This is a genomic window from Geobacillus sp. YF-1 (assembly GCF_052692335.1).
Window position 1 is genome coordinate 2,593,474 of sequence record NZ_CP199850.1, and the last position, 25,762, is coordinate 2,619,235.

25 protein-coding genes are annotated in these 25,762 nt (G+C 54.8%); 2 read left to right on the plus strand and 23 right to left on the minus strand.

Going from position 1 to position 25,762, the window contains the following annotated elements:
* Positions 1-38: 38 nt before the first annotated feature.
* Positions 39-521 carry a YslB family protein gene (locus ACTVIM_RS12915; RefSeq protein WP_445612816.1) on the plus strand — a complete coding sequence of 161 codons (483 nt, stop codon included), beginning with the start codon at positions 39-41 and terminating at the stop codon, positions 519-521.
* Positions 522-609: 88 nt separating this feature from the next.
* Here the strand turns inward: ACTVIM_RS12915 and uvrC are convergent, their stop codons facing one another.
* The 21 genes from uvrC to ACTVIM_RS13020 all read right to left on the minus strand — a co-directional run bounded on the left by uvrC (position 610) and on the right by ACTVIM_RS13020 (position 23,079).
* Positions 610-2,382 (minus strand): excinuclease ABC subunit UvrC, encoded by a 1,773-nt coding sequence (gene uvrC, locus ACTVIM_RS12920; RefSeq protein WP_445612817.1) that lies wholly within the window; start codon positions 2,380-2,382, stop codon positions 610-612.
* Positions 2,383-2,392: 10 nt separating this feature from the next.
* Positions 2,393-3,829, minus strand: coding sequence for a nucleoporin-interacting protein (locus ACTVIM_RS12925; RefSeq protein ID WP_445612818.1), 1,437 nt, complete (start codon positions 3,827-3,829; stop codon positions 2,393-2,395).
* 47 nt (positions 3,830-3,876) lie between these two features.
* Positions 3,877-4,806: an FTR1 family iron permease gene (locus ACTVIM_RS12930; RefSeq protein ID WP_445612819.1), complete on the minus strand. Its 930-nt coding sequence runs from the start codon at positions 4,804-4,806 to the stop codon at positions 3,877-3,879.
* Positions 4,807-4,833: 27 nt separating this feature from the next.
* Positions 4,834-5,595 (minus strand): hypothetical protein, encoded by a 762-nt coding sequence (locus tag ACTVIM_RS12935; protein WP_445612820.1) that lies wholly within the window; start codon positions 5,593-5,595, stop codon positions 4,834-4,836.
* 94 nt (positions 5,596-5,689) lie between these two features.
* Entirely contained in the window at positions 5,690-6,451 is a 762-nt protein-coding gene (locus ACTVIM_RS12940; protein WP_445612821.1) for a glycosyltransferase family 2 protein, read from the minus strand.
* Positions 6,408-7,907, minus strand: a complete 1,500-nt coding sequence (locus ACTVIM_RS12945) for an alkaline phosphatase family protein (protein ID WP_445614364.1) — start codon at positions 7,905-7,907, stop codon at positions 6,408-6,410. The genes ACTVIM_RS12940 and ACTVIM_RS12945 overlap by 44 nt, the downstream gene beginning before the upstream one ends.
* Complete coding sequence (locus ACTVIM_RS12950) at positions 7,904-8,836, minus strand: lysylphosphatidylglycerol synthase transmembrane domain-containing protein (RefSeq protein WP_445612822.1); 933 nt, start codon at positions 8,834-8,836, stop codon at positions 7,904-7,906. The genes ACTVIM_RS12945 and ACTVIM_RS12950 overlap by 4 nt, the downstream gene beginning before the upstream one ends.
* Positions 8,826-9,770, minus strand: a complete 945-nt coding sequence (locus tag ACTVIM_RS12955) for an NAD-dependent epimerase/dehydratase family protein (protein WP_445614365.1) — start codon at positions 9,768-9,770, stop codon at positions 8,826-8,828. Before ACTVIM_RS12955 ends, ACTVIM_RS12950 begins: the two co-directional genes overlap by 11 nt.
* Before the next feature lie 301 nt (positions 9,771-10,071).
* Positions 10,072-11,271: a hypothetical protein gene (locus tag ACTVIM_RS12960; RefSeq protein ID WP_445612823.1), complete on the minus strand. Its 1,200-nt coding sequence runs from the start codon at positions 11,269-11,271 to the stop codon at positions 10,072-10,074.
* Positions 11,272-11,410: 139 nt separating this feature from the next.
* Entirely contained in the window at positions 11,411-12,529 is a 1,119-nt protein-coding gene (gene ssuD, locus ACTVIM_RS12965; RefSeq protein ID WP_033020336.1) for an FMNH2-dependent alkanesulfonate monooxygenase, read from the minus strand.
* Between the two features lie 15 nt (positions 12,530-12,544).
* Entirely contained in the window at positions 12,545-13,087 is a 543-nt protein-coding gene (gene ssuE / locus ACTVIM_RS12970; protein WP_445612824.1) for an NADPH-dependent FMN reductase, read from the minus strand.
* A 109-nt stretch (positions 13,088-13,196) separates the two neighbouring features.
* On the minus strand, positions 13,197-14,201 hold the full coding sequence (locus ACTVIM_RS12975; RefSeq protein WP_445612825.1) for an aliphatic sulfonate ABC transporter substrate-binding protein: 1,005 nt from the start codon (positions 14,199-14,201) through the stop codon (positions 13,197-13,199).
* Positions 14,202-14,984, minus strand: coding sequence for an ATP-binding cassette domain-containing protein (locus ACTVIM_RS12980; protein WP_033020340.1), 783 nt, complete (start codon positions 14,982-14,984; stop codon positions 14,202-14,204).
* 33 nt (positions 14,985-15,017) lie between these two features.
* Entirely contained in the window at positions 15,018-15,806 is a 789-nt protein-coding gene (gene ssuC, locus ACTVIM_RS12985) for an aliphatic sulfonate ABC transporter permease SsuC (RefSeq protein ID WP_033020341.1), read from the minus strand.
* A 145-nt stretch (positions 15,807-15,951) separates the two neighbouring features.
* Positions 15,952-16,947, minus strand: coding sequence for a sulfonate ABC transporter substrate-binding protein (locus ACTVIM_RS12990; protein ID WP_445612826.1), 996 nt, complete (start codon positions 16,945-16,947; stop codon positions 15,952-15,954).
* Positions 16,948-17,453: 506 nt separating this feature from the next.
* Complete coding sequence (gene trxA, locus ACTVIM_RS12995; protein ID WP_445612827.1) at positions 17,454-17,771, minus strand: thioredoxin; 318 nt, start codon at positions 17,769-17,771, stop codon at positions 17,454-17,456.
* Positions 17,772-17,922: 151 nt separating this feature from the next.
* The gene (locus ACTVIM_RS13000) at positions 17,923-18,900 is read right to left on the minus strand and encodes an electron transfer flavoprotein subunit alpha/FixB family protein (RefSeq protein ID WP_445612828.1); all 978 of its coding nucleotides are present in this window, start codon (positions 18,898-18,900) and stop codon (positions 17,923-17,925) included.
* Positions 18,901-19,086: 186 nt separating this feature from the next.
* Positions 19,087-19,863, minus strand: coding sequence for an electron transfer flavoprotein subunit beta/FixA family protein (locus tag ACTVIM_RS13005; protein WP_033020346.1), 777 nt, complete (start codon positions 19,861-19,863; stop codon positions 19,087-19,089).
* 66 nt (positions 19,864-19,929) lie between these two features.
* Complete coding sequence (locus ACTVIM_RS13010; RefSeq protein WP_445612829.1) at positions 19,930-20,703, minus strand: enoyl-CoA hydratase; 774 nt, start codon at positions 20,701-20,703, stop codon at positions 19,930-19,932.
* Positions 20,704-20,730: 27 nt separating this feature from the next.
* A complete protein-coding gene (locus ACTVIM_RS13015; RefSeq protein WP_445612830.1) occupies positions 20,731-21,318 on the minus strand; it encodes a TetR/AcrR family transcriptional regulator in 588 nt (195 codons plus the stop codon).
* Between the two features lie 60 nt (positions 21,319-21,378).
* A complete protein-coding gene (locus ACTVIM_RS13020; RefSeq protein WP_445612831.1) occupies positions 21,379-23,079 on the minus strand; it encodes a long-chain-fatty-acid--CoA ligase in 1,701 nt (566 codons plus the stop codon).
* Between the two features lie 168 nt (positions 23,080-23,247).
* Between ACTVIM_RS13020 and ACTVIM_RS13025 the strand changes: the two genes are divergently transcribed.
* Entirely contained in the window at positions 23,248-24,684 is a 1,437-nt protein-coding gene (locus tag ACTVIM_RS13025; protein WP_445612449.1) for a DDE-type integrase/transposase/recombinase, read from the plus strand.
* Positions 24,685-25,165: 481 nt separating this feature from the next.
* On the opposite strand, the gene ACTVIM_RS13030 is transcribed toward ACTVIM_RS13025, so the two are convergent.
* Positions 25,166-25,330: a hypothetical protein gene (locus tag ACTVIM_RS13030; RefSeq protein WP_445612832.1), complete on the minus strand. Its 165-nt coding sequence runs from the start codon at positions 25,328-25,330 to the stop codon at positions 25,166-25,168.
* Between the two features lie 14 nt (positions 25,331-25,344).
* The gene (locus ACTVIM_RS13035) at positions 25,345-25,752 is read right to left on the minus strand and encodes a DUF350 domain-containing protein (protein ID WP_033020369.1); all 408 of its coding nucleotides are present in this window, start codon (positions 25,750-25,752) and stop codon (positions 25,345-25,347) included.
* Positions 25,753-25,762 lie beyond the last annotated feature (10 nt).

The window sequence follows — 25,762 nt, forward strand, 5'->3', positions numbered from 1 at the left end:
CGCTATAATGAGGAAATGGATAGAAAGAGGGGGCTGCAATGAAACTGCCGTCATTAGAAAAGCTGTATGAAACATTTGGATCGATTTCCGATTCCGCGTTTGGCGCTGAGCTGCTCCGCCATGCGCTTCTTCCTGAGCTGCTTGGCAAGGACGCCGACTCGCTGCTGTATTGGGCCGGCAAACAGCTGGCGCGGCGCTACCCGCTCGACACGCTCGATGAGGTCAAAACATTTTTTGAACGGGCCGGGTGGGGAACACTATCGATCGTCAAAGAACAAAACGACGGTCTATCCGTCGAGCTGTCCGGCGCCATCATCGCCGCCCGCTGTTCCGTTTATGAGCGCTGCGCGTGCCAGCTCGAAGCGGGGTTTCTCGCCCAGCAGATCGAGCGGCAAACGCGATTGGTCACCGAAGCGATCGAATTGCCGCCAAAACGGGACGGCAAGGCGCGCATTTTCGTCAAATGGGACCGAAAGCAGCGAATCGATGAACAAGAAGCGCAAACGACGGGAGACGAATAAAGGCAAAAAGGGCGTCTCATCAAAACGCCCTTTTCGTCTATTCCCGTTTCTCCCCGCTTCACTCGTCTTCCCCTTCAAACGTTTTCGGCTATTCATGCAGCTTCTCGTAAATTTTCTCCGCCACCGCCCGCGGAATGTTCGCCTGCTGCAACTCTTCAATCGACGCTTCTTTCATCTTTTTCACCGAGCCAAAATAGTTTAATAACGCTTTTTTCCGTTTGGCGCCGACACCGGGGATGTCATCGAGCACCGAATGGAACATCGTCTTCTGCCGCGTCTTTCGGTGGAAGGTGATCGCAAACCGGTGCACTTCATCTTGAATGCGCTGCAGCAAATAAAACTCTTGGCTTTGCCGGTCAAGCGGCACAACGGCGGGCGGGTCGCCGGCCCAAAGCTCCGATGTGCGATGTTTGTCGTCCTTCGCCAGCCCGGCGAGCGGCACATCGAGGCCGAGCTCGTTCTCGAGCACGTCGCGCACCGCCGACAAATGGCCTTTGCCGCCGTCGATAATGATCAAATCGGGAAGCGGCAGCCCCTCTTTCAGCACGCGCGTATAGCGGCGGCGCACGACTTCGCGCATCGACTCGTAGTCGTTCGGCCCCGCGACCGTTTTCACCTTATATTTGCGGTACTCTTTTTTCGCCGGTTTGCCGTCCAGGAAGACAACGAGCGCCGAGACCGGATCGGCCCCGTAGATGTTTGAGTTATCGAACGCCTCGATGCGGCGCGGCGCCGGAATGCCGAGCCGCTCGCCGAGACGCTCGATGGCTTTGATCGTCCGTTCTTCGTCCCGCTCGATGAAATAAAATTTTTCTTTCAGCGCAATGGCCGCGTTTTTGCTTGCCAGCTCGACAAGCTCTTTTTTCTTTCCTCTTTTCGGCTGGACGACATGGACGCCAAGCAGCGCGCGGGCGAGTTCGCCGTCGATGTCGGCCGGCAAGACGACTTCCTTTGGCTTCAAATGGTGCGCTTTCGCGTAAAACTGACCTAAAAACGTCAGCATCTCCTCATCCGGATCCTGATAGAGCGGAAAGATCGACACATCGCGCTCGATCAGCTTCCCTTGGCGGAGGAAAAACACTTGCACGCACATCCAGCCTTTGTCATAGGCATAGCCGAACACATCGCGGTCGATAAAATCGTTGAGCATCATTTTTTGCTTTTCCATCGTCATCTCAATCGCTGCGATTTGGTCGCGGTATTCTTTCGCCCGCTCAAACTCGAGCGCCTCCGCCGCCTCGTGCATTTTCTGGCTCAGCTCCCGCTTCACTTCTTCATGGCCGCCGTTTAAAAAGCGGACGATTCGCTCGACGATCGCCTTGTTTTGCTCGTCTGACACCGGATGGACGCACGGGGCGAGACATTGGCCCATATGGTAATACAAACACGGGCGCGCAGGGAGCGTCGAACATTTGCGGAGCGGATACAAACGGTCGAGCAGCTTTTTCGTCTCGTTCGCCGCCTGCACGTTCGGGTACGGGCCGAAATATTTGCCGCCGTCTTTTTTCACTTTACGGGTGATCAAGAGGCGCGGATGTGTTTCCGCGGTAATTTTAATAAACGGATAGCTTTTATCATCTTTTAGCATGACGTTGTATTTCGGATCATGCTTTTTGATCAAGTTCATTTCCAAAATGAGCGCCTCGGCGTTTGACGAAGTGACAATGTATTCAAAATCGGCGATGTCCTCGACGAGCCGCTGCGTTTTGCCGTCGTGCGTCCCGGTAAAATACGAGCGGACGCGCGCTTTTAGCGACTTCGCCTTGCCGACGTAAATGACCGTTCCGTATTTGTCTTTCATTAAATAGCAGCCCGGCTGCTCCGGCAGCACCGCCAGTTTTTCTTTCAGCCGCTCGTTCATGGCCACCACCTCACTGCTCCATCCATTCGTACAGCGTAATCGTTCCGTACACCGGATCGGCAAGCGGACTGGAACGATACGTTTTCACTTGGCGCACATGGCGGGAAACATCGACGCCTTGGGCGCGAAACCCGTCAACAACATGATTGGTCATATAAATTGTAGCATGGCGATAGTTTTCTTTGTCTTGCAAAAAGAAGGAAAAATGGAACACCTCTTTATGCGGAAACGGCACATGCAAATAGTCGAACACGCGCGTTTCTTCCCACGTATATACCACAAACGATTGCCGTTTGTCACGCAACTCGTCCGCCAACTGGTATACAGCCGGCGGCGTCGCCACTTGCTCGCGCAGCTGTCCGATGCCGACGGCCGCCTGCAAAAGCACGACCGCGGCCGCCAACGCTAATCCCCATCTCCGCGGCGCGGCCAACAAGCAGCCCCACACATACAACAGGGTAAAATGGATCAACGGAAGAAGGTGGCGCGGCTTTTCGATGTTTTGCGCCAATAACGCCCAGACGGCATACAGCAGGGCGGAAACGACGAGCGCGCGCGGCAGCCGAAACCGACCGGCGCGCCAAGCGATGGCGCCGATTGCCGTATAGGCGGCGAGCAGCCAAGCGTTTTGGCAGCCGATGCCGGTCCAAAGAAAGTTATCGAGCAAAAAACGGCGCACCCGCTCGGAAAACGGAAGCGGGCTCACCGCCGCCGTTCCGCCCCACTCACTGAAATGGCCGTGGACAAACGCCCAGCCGAGCTTGAAAAACGGGAAAAGGCCGCCTTCCGTGCGCGCCACCGCCGCCACCCAAATCAGCTGAAACAACGCGGCCGCCAAAACGGAAGCCGCCACCCGGCCCAAGCGGCGGTGCCTGTTCCAGTCTTCATGCCAAAGGAACAACAGCGCGGCGCCGAATGGGGCATACGACAGGCGCACTCCCATCAGCACGCTGAACAAGGCGGCCGGCAACAGCTGCGCCTTCCATGTCGTCTGTCGGTGCGCCCGCTCCACCGCCCACATGTACCACCAGAGCACGCCGAGCGCCGCACCGTCGGACATCGGCCGGGCGGCGGCGAGGAGCGCATAGCTTGAAGAGAGCACGGCCAAAGCGGCGAGCAGCGCCGCCGGCAGCGCCATCTGCCGGCGCAGCAGCCACACAAGCGGAAAAACGACGGACAAGAGAACGAGAACATTCAACACGGACAGCGCCTTAGCCGGATTGGCGATGACCGCGTGAACGACCATGCCGCCGAAAATGAAATACGGATAGCCGGGAAAATGCGGCTGCATGGCCAACAAGTCATAGCGCTGAAGCGCCAGGGCAAAATCGACTTCATCCCATGTGGCCGCATACGGGCTGGCCCAATACAGGCCGGCGCCGGCCAAAACGGCGACCAGTCCGATGCCAAAACAAAGCCAAAACCGGTCGGGCAACAGTCGTTTCACGAGCTTCCCTCCAAAGAAAAAAATACAAGGCGCAACGCCTTGCACTTTTACATCATGTGTTTCACTTGTTCTCTCACGACCGCGGCTGACGGCGGCTCGTTGTCGTTGCGGTGTTGTTGGCCTTGGCGGCTCGTCACGAGCAAGAAAACGACGACAAAGTAGCCGATATAGGCGATCATTTCCTCGAGCGACGGCATCGACGAGTAGCCAAACAACGCTTTGAAAAAGACACCGACTTCACCGGAGAAAATGGGAGCGACGCCGTGGTCGCGCACATAGTGCTCATAATCGATCGGGTGTTCCGGAAGCAGCCAAGTCAAATCGTACACGTGCGGCATGACGCTGCCGATCAGACCGATGTCTTGCATCATGGAAATGGCTTGCACGAGCAAGCCGGCGGCGATCAAGACGATAAAAGCGCCGGTCACTTTAAAGAATGTCTTGAGCGGGATGCGCATCGTTCCCTTAAAGAAGAAGTAGCTGACCAACGCGGCGACGGCGATGCCTGTCGCCGCTCCCCAGCCTTGCAGCGCCGCACCGATGTTGCCGTGCGTGATGGCGGCGAAGAAGAAGACGGTTTCCACGCCTTCGCGCAAGACGACTAAAAACGAGTGAATGACCATGCCGGCGACATTGCCGGCGGTGATGAACCGATCCATTTTCCCTTCGACACTTTTTTTCATGTCGCGGCTATGCTCGGCCATCCAAAACACCATTTGCGTCAACAGCAGCGTCGAAATGATCATGATGCCGATTTTCAAGTACGTTTCGCTGCCCATGGCGGCAAACCCGGTAAAGACAAGCTGAAACAACATAGCGACACCGACGCTGGCGGCCACCGCCAAGGCGGCGCCAAGCCACACGTATTTCGTATACTCGCGATGGTTCACCCGTTTCAAATACGACGTAATAATTCCGACGATCAGCAGCGCCTCGAGCGCTTCACGAAACGTAATGAGCAGCGCTTGAACTTCCATGCCCCCCGTCTCCCCTTCACATGTAGACTAAATCCGTTTCCGCCGTCGTACGTAAATCCAACCAGCGCCAATGATAATGGCAACGATAACGATGAGAGGGACCCAGTTTTTCGAGTTTGACAAATCGGTCCATTCCTTTTTTTTCACTTCATCCGGTTTTTCGGTGGCGCTTTCCGAAAAATGGCCAACTTCTAAGCTTTTCAAACCGAATTGCTTTTGCAGCGTTGTTAAAATCGTCTCTTTGCTTTTCTTAAACGCGTTGATATCCGATTTTTTCTCGCCGACGCCGAACAGCCCCGGGTTGCCAAGCGACTGCAATGCGTTGTCAAACTCGGTGCGCAGCTGTTTGTCAAGCGCCGCGTCTTTTCCTTGAATGATCGGCGACAGCGCCTCATACGTGGCAAACGCCTTCGCCAACAGCCGCTTGCTCGTATCATACTGGTCAAAGTTTTTCTCAATATTGTCTAAGCGGCGGGCGATATTGAGCACTAAAATTTTTTCCATATTTTCAGTCACCGCTTGGCGGTCTTTGGCTTCGAGGGCTTTAAGCACCGCTTGGGCCGGCTCCGGCCCCATATGCATGTCGATCTCTTCTTTTACCGTTTCAAAAATTTCTTTAGCCGCGGCAAAATTCGGCGGCTCCTCATTCAGCTTTTCCTTCATCTGCTTGTAAGCTTCAGCGACCGCCTCTTTGTTCGGATCCCCGTATGAATAAGCGAACACGTTGAGCGGGATGAGATTGAAAACAACTATCATTGCTATGTAAAAAAAGAAACGCGGCCTTTTCATTTTTTCGTTCCTCCCATCAAGACTAATGATAATCATTATCATCCTTTCTGTCAATACAGGGACATCAAAAATGCGACCGCCGGAGACGGCGGCCTCACGAACAATGCCGGGCCCGCTCCGAGGAGCGATCGTGCGCCTCGCGGTCGCCGGCGACTTTGGCGACCGGGCGGCGCATTTCCTTCCATATGGCCGGGATAACCGCGGTCATATAGGCGGTGAACTTAATGAACGAGCGGCCGGTCGTCCGCACTTGATAGCGGATCGGCACTTCTTGCAAGCGAAATCCTTTGCGCACCAAGTTGAGCGTCAGCACTTGGGCGTAGTTGTAATCGTGGATGATTTCCGCCTCCTCCATCGCTTGGCGCGAAAAGGCGCGCATCCCCGACTGTCCGTCATAGAGACGCTGTCCGAGAAGCAGCGACTGCAGCCAAGTGAACAAATAATTCCCGAGGCGGCGATGCCATTTCATGCCGCGAATCGTGCCAAGGAAGCGCGAGCCGATCGTATAATCGGCCTCGCCGGCAACAATCGGCGCCAACAGGTCGGGGATTTGTTCCGGCGGATATTCGTTGTCCGCGTCGATCATCACGCCGATATCGGCACCGAGGCGGACACACTCTTCAAGCCCCCGCCGCACCGCCGCACCGAGGCCGCGGTTTTCCGGCAGGCGGCAAATGATATCGGCCCCGGCTTCTTTCGCCACTTCGACCGTTCGGTCCGTCGATCCATCATCAATGACCAAGACGATGACCTCTATATCGGGGTGAAAATGACGCGGAATGCGGCGGATGACGTCGCCAATCGCTTCTTCTTCATTGTGCGCCGGCAAAAAGACGATGACGCGCTGCTTCTTCATCGCGCTCCTCCTTTCGGATCGCCTCAATTAACACCGGGCCGCGGCTATGGCTCGGATACGGCGCTCCAAGCAAATAAGCGATCGTCGGCGCCAGCGAAACGAGGCTTCTTTTCTCATCGATTCGTTTTCCTCGCTCAATCGCCGGACCGTATAGAAAAAACGGCACATACCGCTCCCCTTCATCGAGGTGGCCGTGGCCGCCGATGCCATCCGCTTGGCCATGGTCGGCGCAGACGATCAATGTCGCGCGCTCGAGCTCGCCCCGTTCCGCAAGCCAGCTGACAAACTCAGCGATCAAGGCGTCCGCTTCTTCAATTTTTTCGATATACTCATCATACAAGACTCCGCGGCTATGGCCGGTCTGATCGGTGGCAATCAATTGCACGACGAGCAAGTCCGGGTTTTGTTCCTCAACGATGCGCTTCGCCCGCTCGATAATATAACGATCGGCCAGGTCGTTCGGCATGACGGCCGTCACCGTTTCGACATCGTCGCCGAACGAATCGACCAAATGGGCGATGCCGAGCAAGCGGCCGGTTTTTCCGATTTTCCGAAGCGAATCGAAAATCGTCTCCACTTTCGCCCCAAGCTTCCATACCATATTGGACCGGATGCCGTGCTCAAACGGATACGTCCCCGTCAGCATCGAGGTGAAGCAGACGACGGTGCGCGCCGGATAGACGGTTTCCATTTGCGCAAATTCCGTTCCTTGCGCGCGCAGCCGTTTCAAAAACGGGGCGTTCGCCGCTTCAAACCGGTCTTTGCGCATCCCGTCAATCACGATGACGTACACTTTGTCACTGACCGGCGCGGTGGGACTCGGCACGTTGCTCGTGTAAGTCGGAATGATCTCCGGCTGCCAGTCAAACAAATGACGGTGCAAAATCGATGAAAACAGCCACACCGCAGCGGCAAACAGCCAAAACGGCCCGCACAGCGACAACCAATCGGCACCGCGCTCCGCCAAAGACGCCGCATATTCCCACACCGACAGCAAAAGGAACAATTTCGGCAGCTGCTCTTGGGCGTTGCCGCTCGTCGAATCGCTGTTTTTTAACACCAGTTTCCAAAAGCGGGTGAAATTCCACCATGACGTGCCGATGCGCAAATGGTAATACAGCGTCCCCCAAAAAAAGACGGTAAAGAAAAAATAGAGCGCGGCCGAAAGCAGCAATAAGGCCACATCGGCAAACGACCACATGATGAGAAAGACGATATACGGAATCCATAAATAATTGCGCAAAAACAGCGGATAATCGTAAACGTAGTAGACAACAAACAGCGGCAGCGCCGCCGCCAGGCCGAGCAGCCAAGCCGAGGCATGGCCATGAATCAGGTCGGCGGCATGACTGATGACCATCACCCCGACAGCGAAAATCGGCGTGAACGGCTTGCCTTCATTCAACAAATTCCAGCAGCGCGCCGCAATTTTTTCGAATCGTGATGCTTCTTTCATCGCTTCTCCCTTCCCTTTTTCCACACGCCCTGCACCACCTGCCAGTCGGACCGCCAAAACGCGAGCACAACGGCCCCAGCCGCGTAGGAAAATAGAAATTTCACGGCATGGGTGACGACGGCCGCCGCATAGGCGCGTTCTCCTGAGGCCCCCAACGTCGTCAGCGCAAACGCCATTACCGCCTCATACGTTCCGAGCCCGCCGGGAGCCACTTGGACGATTTGGCCGGAAACGGTCGCGCTGTTGACCCATACCGCCTGCCAAAAGGAAAGCGAAAGGCCCACGGTCTCAGCGACCGCGCCAATGACCGCCGCCTCGCACAGCCAGCTCGCTGCCACCGCCGCGACGATCCCCGCTCCGCGACGGCCCTGAAACACCGTCCGCCAGCGCCGCCATAACCGCTCGAGGCGGAGCGGGCGGCGAAGCACGACCACGGTCAGCGCGAACGCGGCGGCAACGGCCGCGGCCAAGAGCGGAACCCGGGGAATGTGATGGCGATACGCATACGTCCCAATGACCGTCCATCCGCCCAGCATCGCCATATCAAGGAACCGCATCACCGCCACCGATTCCACCGCCTCGCCGAGCGAAACGCCGGGCTGGCGGGCGAGCACGGCGACACGGGCGGCATCGCCGATTTTCACCGGGGCGACATGATTGACAAACAAACTGAGGAGCACGGCGCGCCCATAGACCGACAGCGCGAGCGGCTTCCCGACATATTGCTTCCACGCCCACGCCCGCAGCCAAAACGAAGCGCCATACACAAGCAGCACAGCGGCGAAGCGAACGGGCTGGCGAGCCAGTTCAGCGAGAAGGGCAAGCAAGAGGCGCCCATCAAAATAACGATGCGTCAGCCAGGCAAACAGCGCGATGAGCGCCGCGCCAACCATGGCGCGCACCAAACGGGCCGCCCGCTTACCGTTCATGTTCGCGCGCCCACGCCACCGTCCGCGCCAACCCTTCGGCAAACGGCACGTTGGGCTCATAGCCAAACGCCTGCTTCGCCTTCGTAATGTCGGCCCACGTCGCTTTCACATCCCCTTTCCGCTCCGGCGCCTGCACGATTTTCAGATCGGGAAAGTGCTTCCGCAGCTCAGCGAGCAGCTGCTCCATCGTAACGGGCGCCCCCGCCCCCAAGTTGAACACTTCGCTTTGTCCGCCGCCGCGCTGAAGCGCCGCGATCATGCCGGCGACGATATCATCGATGTACGTATAATCGCGCGCCGTCCCTTGGCCATATACGACAATCTCCTCGCCTGCCAACAACCGGCGCAAAAACGTGCCGATCGCCATATCGGGCCGCCCCCACGGGCCATACACCGTAAAATAGCGGAACATCGTCATTCGGTATCCGTACAAATGCGCGTACGCGTGACAAAACGACTCCGCCCCGTATTTCGCGGCTGCATACGGCGAGACGACACGGCCGTCCGCCATTTCTTCCTTGAGCGGGACATTGCCGCGGTCGCCGTACACCGATGACGACGAGGCGAACAACACATGGCCCGCCCCCGCCTCTCCCGCCGCCGTCAAAACGTTCACCGTCGCCTTAATGTCATAATCGATGTAAGCGAGCGGATGCGCCAACGAATACGGCACGCCCGGCAGCGCCGCCAAATGAAAGACGACATCGGGACGAAACTGGCTGAACCAGCGCTTCGTCGCTTCCCCATCAAGCAAGTCGAAGCGAGCCAGCGGCACCCGGCCGCCGGTGAGCGCGTGAAACTGCCGCTCCTTCCGTTCGGCAGGATAATACGGATGAAAACAATCGATCGCCGCCACTTCATAACCTTGCTCATGCAGACGAGCGGCCAAATGGCTGCCAATAAACCCCGCACCCCCGGTCACCACCACTTTCATTACCTTCACCTCATCCTTTTCCATTGTCCATTAGCATCTTACCATAAACCGCCGGGGAACGTCGTGGCGAACCGACAAAAACCAAATGTTTCCGTTTCCTACCTTGGCTTGAGCGTTTCCCCATTCGCCATGACACCATCCTCAAAACCATTCCGCCTTTGGCGCGGTGAAGCAGCAGTTTAGCCAGCGCGGCCTTCGCCCGGGATGGACGCCTGCAAAAAAAGGGCGCCGCGCCGGACACCCTTGCCGATCAGTTTGTTCCCGTTTGGGAAACAGGAGAAAACCGAAGCTTGCTGATCGTTTAGTTCGCTTTCTGGATCACTTGCTGAAGCGCAGCCTCGATTGGAGGCAGCCATTTGTCGGCCTCCGCTTTGTTTTTCGCCTTCGCCGCTTCTAAGTAGCGTGTCGCTTGATCGTTCAAATCAGCGTACGCTTTGTCGCCGAGCAGCGTTTTGATATCCTGCTCGATCATGTGAATAAAGAGCGCGCCTTCCAAAGCGGTAATCACCGATTTGTCCTGCCCCCAATTTTCTTTGCTTTCTTCATATTCGTGAAGCGCCACTTTCGCCCAGCCGCGCACGAACGCGTGGTTTACCGCTTTCGGGTCGAGCGTTTTGACGTCCGTCTGCAAATCGAACTGTTTCAAAATAAAATCGGCTTCCTCGGCCGCATGCCGTTTCATGTACGGGTAGACGGACTGGTAAAACGCCCAGCCTTCCGCCTGCTTCACTTTGGCTTCCTCGGCGTTTTCCTTGGCCGCAGCCGCCGCCTTCGCCGCATAGCCGTCCGGGAGCGCTCCGCTCGCTAAGTAGAATGTTTTCATCAACGTTTTGTCCACCACTTGCTTGCCGAGGGCAAATGAGAGCGCATCATCGTTTTGGACGGCTTGCTCCATTTGCGCAAACGCGCCGTTGATGGCGTCAGCGAGCTTCGTTCCATACGCCGCATCGCGTTTTTCCACGGTCGGCTGCAAAATCGCATAAAACGCTTTTGCTTCCTCGATCTCTTCTTTCACTTCTTCTTTGTCAGCCCAATGCTCCTCTGCCTCGGTAAACTCGTGTTTGATCGTCGTGTAAAACGCTTTTTGCATCAACTTGTCAAAAATTTGCTTGACGACCAACGGCTCAAGCGACCCGTCCTTGCCGGCGGCCAGGGCGGTGGTAATATGTTCGTCAACCGCATCCTCAAATTCGGCGTCGCGTTTTTGCACAAGCGGCTGCAGCGTTTCTTTGTAGATGCTCTCCACCTTGCTGAAGTCAGCCGCCCCGCCTTGCTTCGCTTTCTCAAGCTCGGCCAACGCTGCGCTGAACGCACCGGCGTAATCCACTTCCGCCTGTTCGTTTTCCTCCTCTGCTTTCGTCTCCGTGTTCGACTTTTCTTGTTTCTCGGCGGCCGTTTTGTTTTCTTTTTCTGTCCCCGCCGTCTGTTCACTTTGGCCGCATGCTCCGAGCGCCAACACCGCTACGGCGAATACGGCCATCCATTTCCCCTTCAATGTCATGATGTATCCCCCCGTTCGTTTATAAAAATGATAATCAATATCAATGCAGTAAAATTATAAGAGAAAGTGAATTTCAATGTCAATATAAATTGAAAAAGAGAGGACCCCCTTCTTCCCAGGTCCTCTCTTTCTCGATCGGTCACACTTTAATCACATGAGGGAAAAATTCATTGCCCACGACCTCACCGCGAATTGATGAAGACGGAATATTCACAGGCAACAATGGGAATAACAGCTCCGCCACCCGATACGCCTCTTCCAGATGCGGGTAGCCGGATAAAATGAAGTAGCGGATGCCCAGCTGCTCATACTCGCGAAGGCGCGCGGCCACGGTTTCCGGATCGCCGACAAGAGCGGTGCCGGCTCCGCCGCGCACAAGTCCAATACCCGCCCAAAGATTCGGACTGATCTCCAACGCTTCTTTTCTGCCGCTGTGCAGTTGCCGCATCCGTTGCTGCCCGACCGAATCGTAGCGGGCAAAGACCTGCTGCGCTTCTTCAATCGTCCGCTCATCCACGTAGCGAATCAATCGCTCCGCCGCTTCCCATGCTTCCGTTTCCGTTTCGCGCACGATTACATGAAGGCGAATGCCAAATTCGATGTCTCTTCCCGCTTGGCGGGCAAGTGCTTTGACTTGTTCGATTTTCTCTTTCACTTGTTCCGGCGGCTCTCCCCAAGTCAAATATACATCCGCATGGCGGGCCGCCACCCGTTGCCCCGCCTGTGACGATCCGCCAAAAAAGACGCGCGGATACGGTTTTTGCACCGCTGGAAACAACAGCTTCGCTCCTTGGACCGACACATGCTTTCCCGTCAACGTCACTTCCTCTCCCGCGAGCAATCGACGCCAAACAGTCAAAAACTCATCTGTTGCCTCGTAGCGTTCATCATGGGATAAAAACAAGCCATCGCCCGCCAGTTCAACCGGATCGCCCCCGGCGACCACGTTGACGAGGAGCCGCCCGTTCGAAAGGCGATCCAACGTCGACGTCATGCGGGCCGCCAACGTCGGCGTCATCAGTCCGGGACGAACAGCGACAAGAAAGCGCAATCGTTCCGTTTCGGCCGCCAATGCCGAAGCAAGCAGCCACGGATCTTCGCACGATTTGCCGGTCGGAATGAGCACCCCCGTATATCCTAAGCGGTCAGCCGCTTGAGCCACTTGTTTAAAGTAGCTGTATTCCGGAGAACGGCCCCCTTTTGTCGTCCCTAAATACCGCCCATCCCCGTGAGAAGGAATAAACCAAAGCAATTCCATCGTAAATCGCCTCCTTTATGAAACGGCTCGATCTTCGTTCAATTGAGAAACCGCCTGAATCACTTCCTGCATGCGCGATAGCAAGTCATCGGAAAGCACGATCCGACCTTCATCATCATGACCCAACGTCCAATCTAAAATAAAGACGCCATGCAAAATGGTTCGCGCTCCCAAAATGGAGAAAATCGGTTTAAGCGCATATTCGAGCGCCAACAAATGAGCAATGGTTCCTCCGGTGACAATCGGCACGACGAGTTTTTCTTTCAACGCTTTTTCCGGCAGCAAATCCAAATATGCTTTTAAAATGCCAGTATAACTCCCTTTATACACAGGGCTTAACACAATGATCGCTTTCGACTGCCGGATCCACTCATGGGTTTGGGCGATCGGCTCACTTGAGTCGTTCGCATACAGCAAATCTTCAGCAGGCAGATCGCGCAAACGAACGAGATGCACGGTGTGACCAAGCCGTTGCAGCTGCTCTTTCACCCATTCCGCTACACGATTCGTTTTGGAAACACGTGATGGGCTTCCCGAAAGGATGGTCACCGTTGTCATTGGCCTTCCCCCATTCTTTTTCCTCATTGTCTGAGCAGGACGTTTCCCGCTCATCGTTCAAGCCCCCAACTTTGGTCCATGAAACGGCTTGGATCGATGAATGCATGCGTCATTTTGTCTTTTGCTCTTCCTTGACAACCACAACCGCCTCGTTTACATTGACTCGTTTCGAAACCAATCCGGCTTTATAAAATTGATCGGCAATGCGTTGTTGCGCCGCGATCACCTCCTTGGTCAGCGGGAACACGCCATATCCCCTTCGACTCAACGTCCGTTTCCAAACGGCTGCATCAATTTTCGTTTCTTTGGCCAATAATTTCGCAGCTTCGTCTGGTGAAGAATGGATTTCTTGATGGACGCGGTTCAGTTGATCAATCACTGTTTTCGCTACATTGGTATACTGTTTCACATATTGGTTTCGTGCCACAATAAATCCATATTGTTTCGGCAATCGGTTCGCATCGATCAATATACGTGCTCCCCCATTCACCTCTGCATCAGCCAAAAAGGGATCCCAAATCACCCAAGCGTCCACATCGCCGCGCTCAAATGCAGTGCGCGCCTCAGCTGGTTGCAAATACACCGGGGTAATATCGTTCAATGTCAGTCCGGCCGTTTCCAAAGCGGTCAACAGTGTATAGTGAGCGCTTGACCCCTTCCCAAAAGCTACTTTTTTTCCTTTTAAGTCCGCTACCGTATGGATCGATGATGTTTTCGGCACAATGATCGCCCGCGCCACTTCCGGTTCATATGCAATATAAGCCAATTGCGAATGCGGATTCGCTTGCGCCAGTATGGCCGGCGCACCTCCCACATATCCAATATCGATTTGTCCACTATTTAACGCCTCAAGCAAGGGCGGACCTGATTGAAATTCAAACCATTTTACTTGCACACCGTGCTTTTGCAATTGTTTTTCCAAATACCCTTTCTCTTTTAAAAAGAGCGAAAACGATGATTTTTGATAGCCGATATGCAATTCTTCCGGCCATGAATCGACGGATGCCGCTCCCTTGGACGCGGAGGAAGAGGTGCTTCGTTCTTGGCCGCACGCCGCTAGCAGTAGGCACACGAATGCGCTGAACCCAAGCAGCCAACTGAACCTTTTTTTCATCTATAACGCCCTCCTTTTTTCACCGAACGAACTGGCAGCGATCGCGCCCCGTTCGGATTCAGGACCCAAAATGCGGCGCAAAATCGCCTCCACCAAATCCGCAAACGCCGCATCGCCGCGCTGCCGCGGCCGCGGCAGGCGCACCGGCCAATCAAACGCGCACGTTCCGTTTTCAATCAGCACCACGCGGTCCGCCAACATCACTGCTTCATCGACATCGTGCGTGACCAACAAAGCGGTGAAATGTTGTTCCTGCCATAGCCGCTCGATCAGCCGTTGCATGTCAATTCTCGTCAAGGCGTCGAGCGCACCAAGCGGTTCATCGAGCAACAATACTTGCGGCTGACTGATCAGTGCACGGGCGAGCGCCACCCGTTGCCGTTGGCCGCCGGACAGCACCGACGGCCACTCGTTGGCGCGCTCTGCTAACCCGACTTGTTCAAGCGCCTTGGCCGCCTGTTCCCGCCAATTCCCTTTCAAACCGAGACCGACGTTGTCGATGACGCGCCGCCATGGCAACAGACGAGCATCTTGAAACATGACCCGGGCTTTCGTATTGATTCCTTGGAGCGGCTCACCATCGAGTTGAATGATTCCCGATGTGGGCTCCTCCAAGCCGGCAGCCAAGCGCAATAACGTGCTTTTGCCGCAGCCGCTTCGTCCGATGATGGCGATAAACTCCCCCCGTTTCACCGTCAAATCGATGCCGCTTAACACCGATTGAGCCCCAAATCGCTTGGCCACTTGAACAAAGACCAGTTCTGCTCCTTGCCCTGCCCCCATTTTTGCCTTCCCCTTTCCTCGCAGACTTGCACCCTACGGCCGATGTTGATAGTTCACATTCCAGCGAAGCAAACGGCTTTCCAAAAAACGGGCGATGCTGTCGGCGAGCTTGCCAAACAGCGCGTAAAGCAAAATACTGAAGACGACGACATCGGTTTGCATAAACTCGCGCGCATTCATGGCCAAATACCCGATGCCGCGGTCGGCAGCGATCGTTTCCGCTACGATTAAGGTCAACCACATGATGCCGAGCGCATAACGCACGCCAACCAAAATCGCCGGCAACGCGCCCGGCAGCCAGATGCGCCAAAACAACGCCCACGGCCCCAATCCATAGACCCGCCCCATTTCCAGCAAGCCCGCATCCACATTGCGAATGCCATGCCACGTGTTGACATAAATCGGAAAAAGAACGCCAAGCGCGACGAGAAACACTTTCGCCTCTTCACCGATGCCAAACCATAAAATGACGAGCGGAATCATCGCCAAATGCGGAATATTGCGAATCATTTGGATCGATGTGTCCAACAAACGCTCCGCCGGGCGAAACACCCCGTTGACTAGGCCAAGAAGAAACCCGATAGACCCGCCGATCGCGAATCCAGCCACCGCTCGCCCAAAACTGATGGATAAATGCTGCCATAGCTCCCCGCTCGACCCGAGGTGCCAAGCGGCCGCCATGACGGCGGTCGGCGCCGGCAGCACCCGCGAAGACAACCAACCGGTTTCTACAGCCGTTTGCCATGCCACAAGCAGAGCAACGGGCAACACCCACGGCACCGCCTTCCCCCAAGTCCATTCTGTCCATCTCGACGATTTCATCGCGTTCCCCCCGACTTCCTAGTGTGGTTTCTCATCCGAGCTGCCGCCCTGCGTTCTTGTTGACGGATGACGCTGCCAACGAAGCTGACCGATGACTTTTTTGTCACGAATCACCCCCGTTTTCTCTTCCTATTCCGTCTCCGCTTCATTTGGCTTCACGCCAAACCGCTTCGTTTACGTCGATTTTCTTTGGCAACAACCCTAGCTGGTAAAATTGATCTGCAATCGTTTGCTGTTGGGCGATGACCTCGTTTGTGATTGGTTCCAGGCCATACGTGCGGCGTTTGGATGCGACTTCAAGCGCCGCTTCATCAATGCCGAGTTCCGGCGCCAAAAACGTTGCCACTCCTTTCGGATCGCGGTTGGCCCACTGGCCGACTTTCTTCAGCTCCTCTAAGATGACATGCACGACATCGGCATGCTTTTGCGCAAACGAACGCGAAGCGAAGAAAAACTCACGGTTCGCCACCAACCCTTGGCCGTCAGCGAGCACGCGAACCTTCCCTGTTTGTTCAGCCGCGGCATAAAACGGATCCCAAATCACCCAAGCGTCAACGCTTCCTTGCTCAAAGGCGGCACGGGCATCGGCGGGCGGCAAATAAACGGGACGAATGTCAGAAAGCGTCAATCCAGCCTTGCTGAGCGCCTGGACAAGCAGATAATGGACGTTCGACCCTTTGTTTAACGCCACTTTTTTCCCTTTCAAATCGGCCACCGTCCGAATCGGGGAATCACGCCGAACCAAAATCGCTTCCGCCTTTGGGCTCGGCGGAGTCGTTGCCACATACAGCAACGGCGTCCCAGCCGCTTGGGCGAACACGGGTGGCGCCTCACCGGTATGGCCGAAATCAAGGCTGCCGGCATTCATCGCCTCCAACAATTGCGGCCCGCCCGGAAATAATGACCATTGCACCGTATAACCGAGCTGTTTTAATCGTTGTTCCAAGTCGCCGCGCGCTTTCAACATATTGAGCGTGCCGTATTTTTGATAGCCGATGCGGATGACTTCTCCCTCCTCCTTCTTGGTGGGAGATGCTTTCTGGGCATTGGCGGATTCGCTATGTCCTCCGCATCCCGAGACCATCCCTAACAAAACCGCCATGAGCACGAGCCATTTCCCCATTTTCCATTTGTTCATCATCGTTCCCCCTCGTTTCTTCTTAAAATCACAGCGGGAAGGTTGGCGAAAAACGGCTGCCACGAGCCAATCAGCGGCATTTCACCGAAAAAGAAGGATGATTTTCCTAGGCTTCTCTAACTGAGAAACAGATGGAATCGCAGGATGTTGTACGAAATCACCGCCCTCTAGGAGATGGTGATTTCATCGTGGATACGGCTTTACCCTGTCGTTTCTCCATTCGAAAAACCTTGTTGCATCGGTCTGATTTTTCACTCCTTCTTCCATCGCTGAAGGGAATCAGCGTTTTTCACCAACCTTGTAGATTTCGTAATTTCGTAAACGATTCTCACCTCCTAAATAAACTAAATCGATGTGAAAACTATGGATAATACCAATAAAAACCTATATATCCAATAGGATTTATTGGTTATTACTATAAAAAAATCATCTCCGTCTGTCAATCATTTTTTTCTGAAAAAAGAAAAAATCCAGAGGTTTCTTCCCCTCTGGATTTTCCTGTTTCTCCGTCATGATACGTATTGGCCAACAAGCTCTGCTAATGCCTCTTTCGGTTGATAGCCGATCGCTTTATCGACGAGCTCGCCGTTTTTGAACACAAGCAGCGTCGGAATGCTCATGACGCCGAATTTTGCGGCCGTTTCTTGATTTTCGTCGACATTCACTTTGACGATTTTCACTTTGTCGCCCATTTCTTGGTCGAGCTCCTCAAGCACCGGGGCGATCATGCGGCACGGACCGCACCATGGCGCCCAGAAGTCGACGAGCGTGACGCCGTCTTTCGTTTCCGCGGCGAACGTTTGATCTGTCGCATTGACAATGGCCATGCGGATTTCCCTCCCTGTTCGAAAATGCTGCAAGCAAAGTATACCATGGAAATCGACAGCGGTGCGAATGTTTTGCTTTCGTTTCTAATATTCGCTCCGCACCGGAATTTATCCAAGAAAAACGGGCGGCGCACGCCGCCCGTTTCAGCGATTACGAATGCACTTTCAGTTTTTTGAATTCTTCCGTGAGAAGCGGAACGACTTCGAACAAATCGCCGACAATGCCGTAATCGGCGACTTTGAAAATGTTCGCTTCCGGGTCTTTGTTAATCGCCACGATCACTTTTGAGTTCGACATGCCCGCCAAGTGTTGGATGGCTCCGGAAATGCCGCAAGCGATGTACAGATCCGGCGTGACGACTTTCCCCGTTTGCCCGATCTGCAGCGAATAGTCGCAATAGCCGGCATCGCACGCCCCGCGCGATGCGCCAACCGCGCCGCCCAGCACTTCGGCCAGCTCTTTGAGCGGCTGGAAGCCTTCGGCGCTTTTCACCCCGCGGCCGCCAGCGACGATCACTTTCGCTTCCGTCAAGTCGACGCCTTCGGCCGTTTTGCGGACGACTTCTTTGACGATCGCGCGTAAGTCCTTGATCTCAACGGCGAGCGTTTCCACGCTGCCTGTGCGCGACTCATCGCGCTCGAGCGGCGCGATGTTGTTCGGGCGCACCGTCGCAAAAAGGATGCCGCTTGTGACGATTTTCTTTTCAAACGCTTTGCCGGAGTAGATCGGGCGCGTAAACACAATGTTGCCGCCCGCTTCTTCGACCGCAATGACGTCGGAAACGAGGCCGGCGTCGAGCTTGATGGCCAATTTCGGCGATAAGTCTTTGCCGAGCGCCGTATGGCCGAAGACGATGCCTTCCGGCTGTTCTTTGTCAATCACGGCTTTTACTGCCTGCGAATACCCGTCGGATGTATAAAATTTCAAATTCGGATGCTCAACGACAACGACGCGATCCGCACCGCGGTAAATGAGTTCGTTCGCATGCGCTGCGACTTGATCGCCGACGAGCACCGAGACGACTTCCCCGCCTTCGGCGATCGTTTTGGCTGCTGCGATCGCTTCAAACGAAACGTTCCGCAGCGATCCGTCGCGTACTTCCGCCAATGTCAACACTTTGCGTGCCATTCTTTCAGTCCCCCTATTCTTTGATTCCCCGTTGTTTTTCAGCCAAACGCCGGCAGCAGTTCTCGCTTATACCGCTTTCGCTTCAGAACGGAGCAGCTGAATGAGTTCCTTCCCTTGATCGGCGATTGCGCCTAGCCAAATTTCCCCTCGCCTCGCGCTTCGCCGCTAGGAACCATTCGGCCGTTCTTACACGACTTTTGCTTCGGAACGAAGCAAGTGGACAAGCTCTTTTACTTGGTCGGCTAGCTCACCTTGCAAAATTTTCCCTGCCTCGCGCTTCGGCGGCAAGAACACTTCGATCGTCTTCGTTTTCGCTTCGACGTCGTCTTCGTCAAGATCCAAATCGTCAAGCTCCAGCTCGTCAAGCGGCTTTTTCTTTGCCTTCATAATCCCCGGCAGCGACGGATAGCGCGGTTCGTTCAGCCCTTGTTGCGCCGTGACAAGGAGCGGCAGCGACGTTTCGATGATTTCCTCATCCCCTTCGACATCACGCACAACAGTCACTTTGCCGCCGTCGGCAATCTCCAGCTTTGTAATCGTCGTTACATACGGAATGCCGAGCAATTCCGCGACGCGCGGCCCGACTTGCCCCGAACCGCCGTCAATGGCGACGTTGCCGGCCAAAATAAGGTCGGGGTTTTTGTCCTTCAAATATTCGGCAAGCACTTTCGCGACCGTGTGTTGGTCTTGTTCCTCCACATCATCGTCAATGTTGATGAGCACCGCTTTATCGCAGCCCATGGCGAGCGCCGTGCGCAGCTCTTTTTCCGCCTCTTCATTGCCGACCGTGACAACGGTTACTTCTCCGCCGTGTTGGTCGCGCACTTGAATGGCCTCTTCGATGGCGTACTCATCGTACGGGTTGATGATGAACTCAGCGCCTTCCTCATTGATCTTGCCGTTAGCGATCGAGATTTTTTCCTCTGTGTCAAAGGTGCGTTTCATGAGGACAAAAATGTTCATGTCGTTTTCCCTCCTCAGTTTGATCCAACATTGTTTCAGTTGCCAACATTCAGACATCGACGGCGATTATTTACCTTGAAAGACGGGCGGCCGTTTTTCCAAAAACGCCTGCACGCCTTCTTTCGCATCCTCGGATACAAACACGCGGCCAAACCATTCCGCCTCGTCGCGCACCGCTTCAGCGAACGGCTTTTCCTTCGCGGCGTTGAGCAATTCAATGACCGCGCGGACGGAAATCGGGCTTTTTTCGGCGATCTTTTTCGCCAACGCTTTTGCCTCGTCAAGAAGCCGCTCTTCCGGCACCGCCTTGTTGGCCAGCCCCCATTCAACCGCTTCGATTCCGGTGATCGGCTCGCTCGTCCACATCATTTCCGCCGCCTTGCCGAACCCAACGAAGCGCACGAGCCGCTGTGTGCCGGCAAACCCAGGAATGAGTCCGAGCTGCAGCTCCGGCAAACCGAGCTTGGCGTTTTCGGCGACAAGGCGAATATGGCAGCTCATCGCCAGCTCGAGCCCCCCTCCCAACGCAGCGCCATGAATCGCCGCGATCACCGGTTTCGGGAAACGTTCGATCCGCTCCATCACCAGCTGGCCGTCGCGCGACAACGCCGACGCCTGCTCGGCGGAAGCGATCGCCGTAAACTCTTTAATGTCGGCGCCAGCCGAGAAAAACCGCCCCTCGCCGTGCAACAGGACGACCCTGACCTCTTGATCGGTCTCGAGTTCATCGAGCAAGGCTGAAAGCTCTTTCAAGACAGCGGATGAAAGGGCGTTCGCCGGCGGACGCGAAAACGTCACGACCGCAACGAACCCTTCTTTCGTCAAACGAAACGAGTCCATGAAGCCTCTCCCCTTTCTTCGTCTCCGTCAGCGCCCGGCAGCGCACCCTTTGATGAGCAGCTCATATACCGGGTCGGCGAGCGCCGCCAAATCGTATTTTTGTTCATTCATCACCCACGTCGTCACCGTCTCGTCAAGGGTGCCGAAAATCATTTGCCGAGTGAGACGAATGTCTAAGTCGCGGCGAAATTCCCCTTTTTCCATTCCTTCGACGATGATTCGATCAATGAGCCGCAAATAGCCTTTCAGCACCTCGTTGATGCGATGGCGCAGCTCTTTGTTTGACTGCCGCAGCTCAAGCTGCGTCACGACCGCCATGTGCGGATCGGCGGCAAGAGCGGAAAAGTGGGTCTTCACCAATACATACAATTTCTCTAACGGGCTTGAAATTCCTTCTGTCTCCTGTTCGATTTTCTCGATGAACGCCCCCATCTTTTCCTGGAAAAGCGAAATTAAGATGTCTTCTTTGTTTTTAAAATACAGATAGATCGTGCCGTCGGCGACACCGGCCTGCTTGGCGATTTTCGACACTTGCGCCTGATGGTAGCCGTGCTCGGCGATGACGACGACGGCCGCATCAATGATCTGTTTAAATTTTGGTTTCTCTCTGCGCAACCTTAGATTCTCCTTTTCTTGATCGCCAGTCATCAAATGAATGAATGATCATTCATGTTTTTATTTTACGGATCGTTCTGACGATTTGTCAAGCTTCTTTTTCTCTTCTTCCACGAGCGCCCGGCGCAAAATTTTCCCGACCGCTGTTTTCGGCAGCTCGCTGCGGAACTCATACAAACGCGGCACTTTGTAAGCGGCGAGCCGCGCGCGCATAAACGCATCAAGTTCTTGTTCGCTGCACGTCTCCCCCGCTTTGAAGACGACAAACGCTTTCACCGTCTCGCCCCGGTACGGATCAGGCACACCGATCACCGCCGCTTCCTGCACTTTCGGATGTTGATACAGCGCCTCTTCGACTTCGCGCGGGTAAATGTTGTAGCCGCTTGCGATGATGATGTCTTTTTTCCGGTCGACGATGTAAAAATAGCCGCGCTCATCCATATAGCCGATGTCGCCCGTATACAGCCATCCATCGCGCAGCACTTGCGCGGTTTCTTCCGGCTGATTCCAATAGCCTTTCATCACTTGCGGCCCGCGCACGACCAGCTCGCCAATCTCTCCCGGCGGCACTTCCTCGCCCGTTTCCAAGGAAATGATTTTCGCTTCGGTATCCGGCCAAGGAACGCCGATGCTTCCTTTCACCCGCTCCCCGTCCCAAAGGAAGTTGCTGTGGGTGACAGGCGAGGCTTCCGTGAGACCGTATCCTTCAATAAGCTTCCCGCCGGTCGCCCGCTCGAACTGCTCCTGCACCTCGACCGGCAATGGGGCCGAGCCGCTGATGCACACATTGATGGAAGACAAGTCATACTTCGGCAAATCCGGATCATTCAGCAGCGCGATATACATCGTCGGCGCACCTGGAAACATCGTCGGCCGAGTACGCTCGATCGTTTTCAGCGTTTGTTTCACATCAAAGCGCGGGAGCAGCACCATTTTGCTTGCCATCATCACGGACAAATTCATGATCGTCGTCATGCCGTATACGTGGAAAAACGGCAACACGCCAAGCACGGTCTCTTTTCCTTTTTCACATTTGTACACCCAATGGGCGCACATCAACGTATTGGCAATCAAGTTGCGATGTGTGAGCATCGCCGCTTTCGGGCGTCCCGTCGTTCCCCCGGTGTATTGCAACAAAGCGATGTCTTCCTGAGGATCGATGGCGACTGGAAGCGGCGCTCCCTCGTTCTGCCCGACAAGCGAACGGAACCAATGAACCGCATCGTTCTCCTCAATCTGAACGGACGGCATCTTCTGTTTCCGTTGCACGAGCGGATACAGCCATTTTTTGACCGTCGGCAAATAGTCTTGCATTCTCGTGACGACCCAGTGTTTCACCGGCGTTTTCCCTCGCAGCGCTTCCGACTTTGGGTAAAGCAAGTCGAGCGTCACGAGCACAGACGCGCCGCTGTCGTTCAGCTGGTACTCGAGCTCATGCTCGGTGTAAAGCGGATTCGTCTGCACGACGATGCCCCCCGCCAAGAGCGCTCCGTAGTAGCTGATGACCGCCTGCGGGCAGTTCGGTAACATGATGGCGACGCGGTCTCCTTTTTTCACTCCGAGCGCCTGCAGCGAACGGGCAAACGCTTGAACGCGTTTCCATAATTCGCGGAACGTTATCGTCTTTCCTAAAAAATCAATCGCCACCCCATCACCAAACTGTTCTGCGGTCTCGCGCAAAGAATCCGGAAGCGTTTTCGCCGGATATTCCAATGTGTGCGGAATTTCCGGTGGGTAATGCGCAAGCCATCGTTTTTCCATCCTCATCCCCCCTTATTTCTATTTGGTATTGTCAAAAGTTTATCCTCCACACTCACGGTTTTCCCTTGAGTTTCAACGGTTGAACGAAAAAAAGCTTGCCACCCCCATTGTTTTCGGCCATCATTGAGGTAACGACACCCAACAGCCAAAACAAAGGAGTGACAAGCTTTGTTACCTCAATTATTAGCCTATTTGCTCGAAATTATCAAGACCCAATATCAAATCATTGTGTATTTAATGGGTGTGATATTGGGGAAATCCTTGCATCTCGAGGACTGGGACGAACCCATCCAAAAGCCGTACCGGAAACTTCAGGTCGATGACCTTCCGATCATCGATGTGCCGGAAACCCTTGATTACCGGAAGCTGTTGGCAGACTATGAAGCCCAGCACAGACGTCCTTTACGGCCCATCCAGCGCCGCGCGAATGCGAAACACCGTGTGCCGGATTCGTTGACCTGCCCTCGCTGCCAGGCTCCCTCTTCTTACCTGTACGCCAATAACGGCGGAAAAGGGCAATACCAATGCAAAGTGTGCCAATGCCGGTTCAACCACCGAAATCGGTTCACCAAGCAAGCGGTCTTTCGTTGTCCGCACTGCAAAAAGACGTTGGAAAAAATCAAGGAGCGCAAGGAATACAACATCTATAAGTGCAAGAACAACGATTGCCCGTTTTACCAGGCCAACCTTCGCCGGATGACGAAGAAAGAGCGCCAACAGTTTCAACAGAATCCTCAAGCCTTCAAGGTGCGGTATTTGTTTCGGGAGTTCTTGTTTGACTTTCTCCCGTTGGCTTCCTCGTCGCTCATCAAGCCGAAGGTCGATTTGTCCCGGCTGGCTGCGTCGCCGCACGTGTTGGGGCTCGTGTTGACGTACTACGTCAACTTTGGGATGTCCTCGAGGGAAACCGCCGCCGCCCTGAAGGACATCCATGGCGTCTCGATCTCTCATCAGACGGTGCTCAACTACGCCAACAGCGTCGCGCTTTGGATCAAGCCCTTTGTCGACCGATTTCCGTATGAGCTGTCCGGTTCGTTCTGTGGGGACGAGACATATATTCGTGTGAAGGGCCGTTGGCATTACCTATTCTTTATGTTCGACGCGGTGAAAAAGATCGTGCTGTCCTATCGCGTCTCGCCCAACCGGGACACGCTCTCGGCCATCAAGGCGATCAATGATGTCCTCAGGAAGCTGCCGTCCCTTCCAGACGACTTGTCGTTCGTCGTGGATGGCAACCCGATTTACCTGTTGGCGCAACACTTCTTTGCCCAGCACGGGATTTCGTTTGACGTCCGCCAGGTAATCGGCCTGACCAACGAAGATCCGGTCTCGGAAGAATTTCGCCCTCTCAAGCAGATCATCGAGCGATTCAACCGGACCTTTAAAGGCAACTACCGCCCGACCCATGGGTTTGGCGCCGAGGAAGGCTCGGTGTCCTTTGTGACGCTGTTTGTGGCGTATTTTAACTTTCTGCGCCCGCATAGCGCGCTCGAAGGCCGGGTGCCGGTCGTCATCCCGGAGCTCGCCGAGCTGCCGCATATGCCGGCCCGGTGGACGAAGCTGATCGCCATGGCTCAGGACTTCCTTCAAAACGAGGCAGCCTAACTTTTTTGTCCTCCAGAGCCCGTTGAACAGAACTCCTGCCGGATTCGGCGAAGCGAACCCTTGACCAACCGAACACCGCCAAAGGTAAAATTCGGTAAAGGCAAGGGCGGCTTTCCTATTGCCTTCTTTTTTGTCCCCGTCGCCCTTGACGACTCTTCCGCACCTTTGGCGGGTGTTGGTCAAGGGCGAATCCGGCTCTCTGCATGCCCCACGATGCTCAATGGGATGGTCTGTGTGGAGTTTTCATAGAACTTTTGACGCTACCTTCTATTTTATCGTTCGATTCGTAATTTTTCATCAAAAAAGAGACTCATCACCACAACTTGGACTTAACAGACGATACACTTCTCTGCACAAGTGTATGCAAAACATGATTGGTTTCCTCGTCTTTCTTGGATGCATCAGCAAGGGAGGTGCTGAAAAAATCAAGTACAACTTTTGGTGAAGAGCCAAAAAAAGAACACCGGAATCAAATCCGGTGTCACCAAAACCAATACGCCAACCCCATCAGCAAAAAACAAGCGCAAACGACAAACAACATTTTCGCCAACACATCGACCGAGCGGTTGCGGACCGCCATATACACAATGCCGGCGACCAGCAGCAGCCCGACCGCAATCAACAATCCTTTCACGACTTGCTCCATCGCGTCGTTCCCCTTTACTGAATGCCTTCGCCGATCACAAACGACAATCCGATCGAAATGACCATCGAAATCAGGCCGACCGCCCGATTGTCGTTGGCGATCTCCTCATCGATGTTAAACTTTGGCGTCAAAAACTCGTAAATAAAATACGCAGCCAGCAAAAGCAAAAACCCATACATTCCCCAGCCGATCATCGACAACAGCGATTCATGGCGCTCAAGGGCATAGCGAAAAATGTTGGCGATGCCAAAGATTTTTCCGCCCGTCGCCATCGCCACCGCCACATTGCCTTTGCGGATTTCTTCCCAATTTTTATATTTCGTGACCAATTCAAACACCGCTAAAAAGATGACGAGGCACAACACGGCGACGCTGAAATTGGCCGCCGTTTTCACCATGTCGTGCTCCCAAAACGACGCCATTGCCATCGCC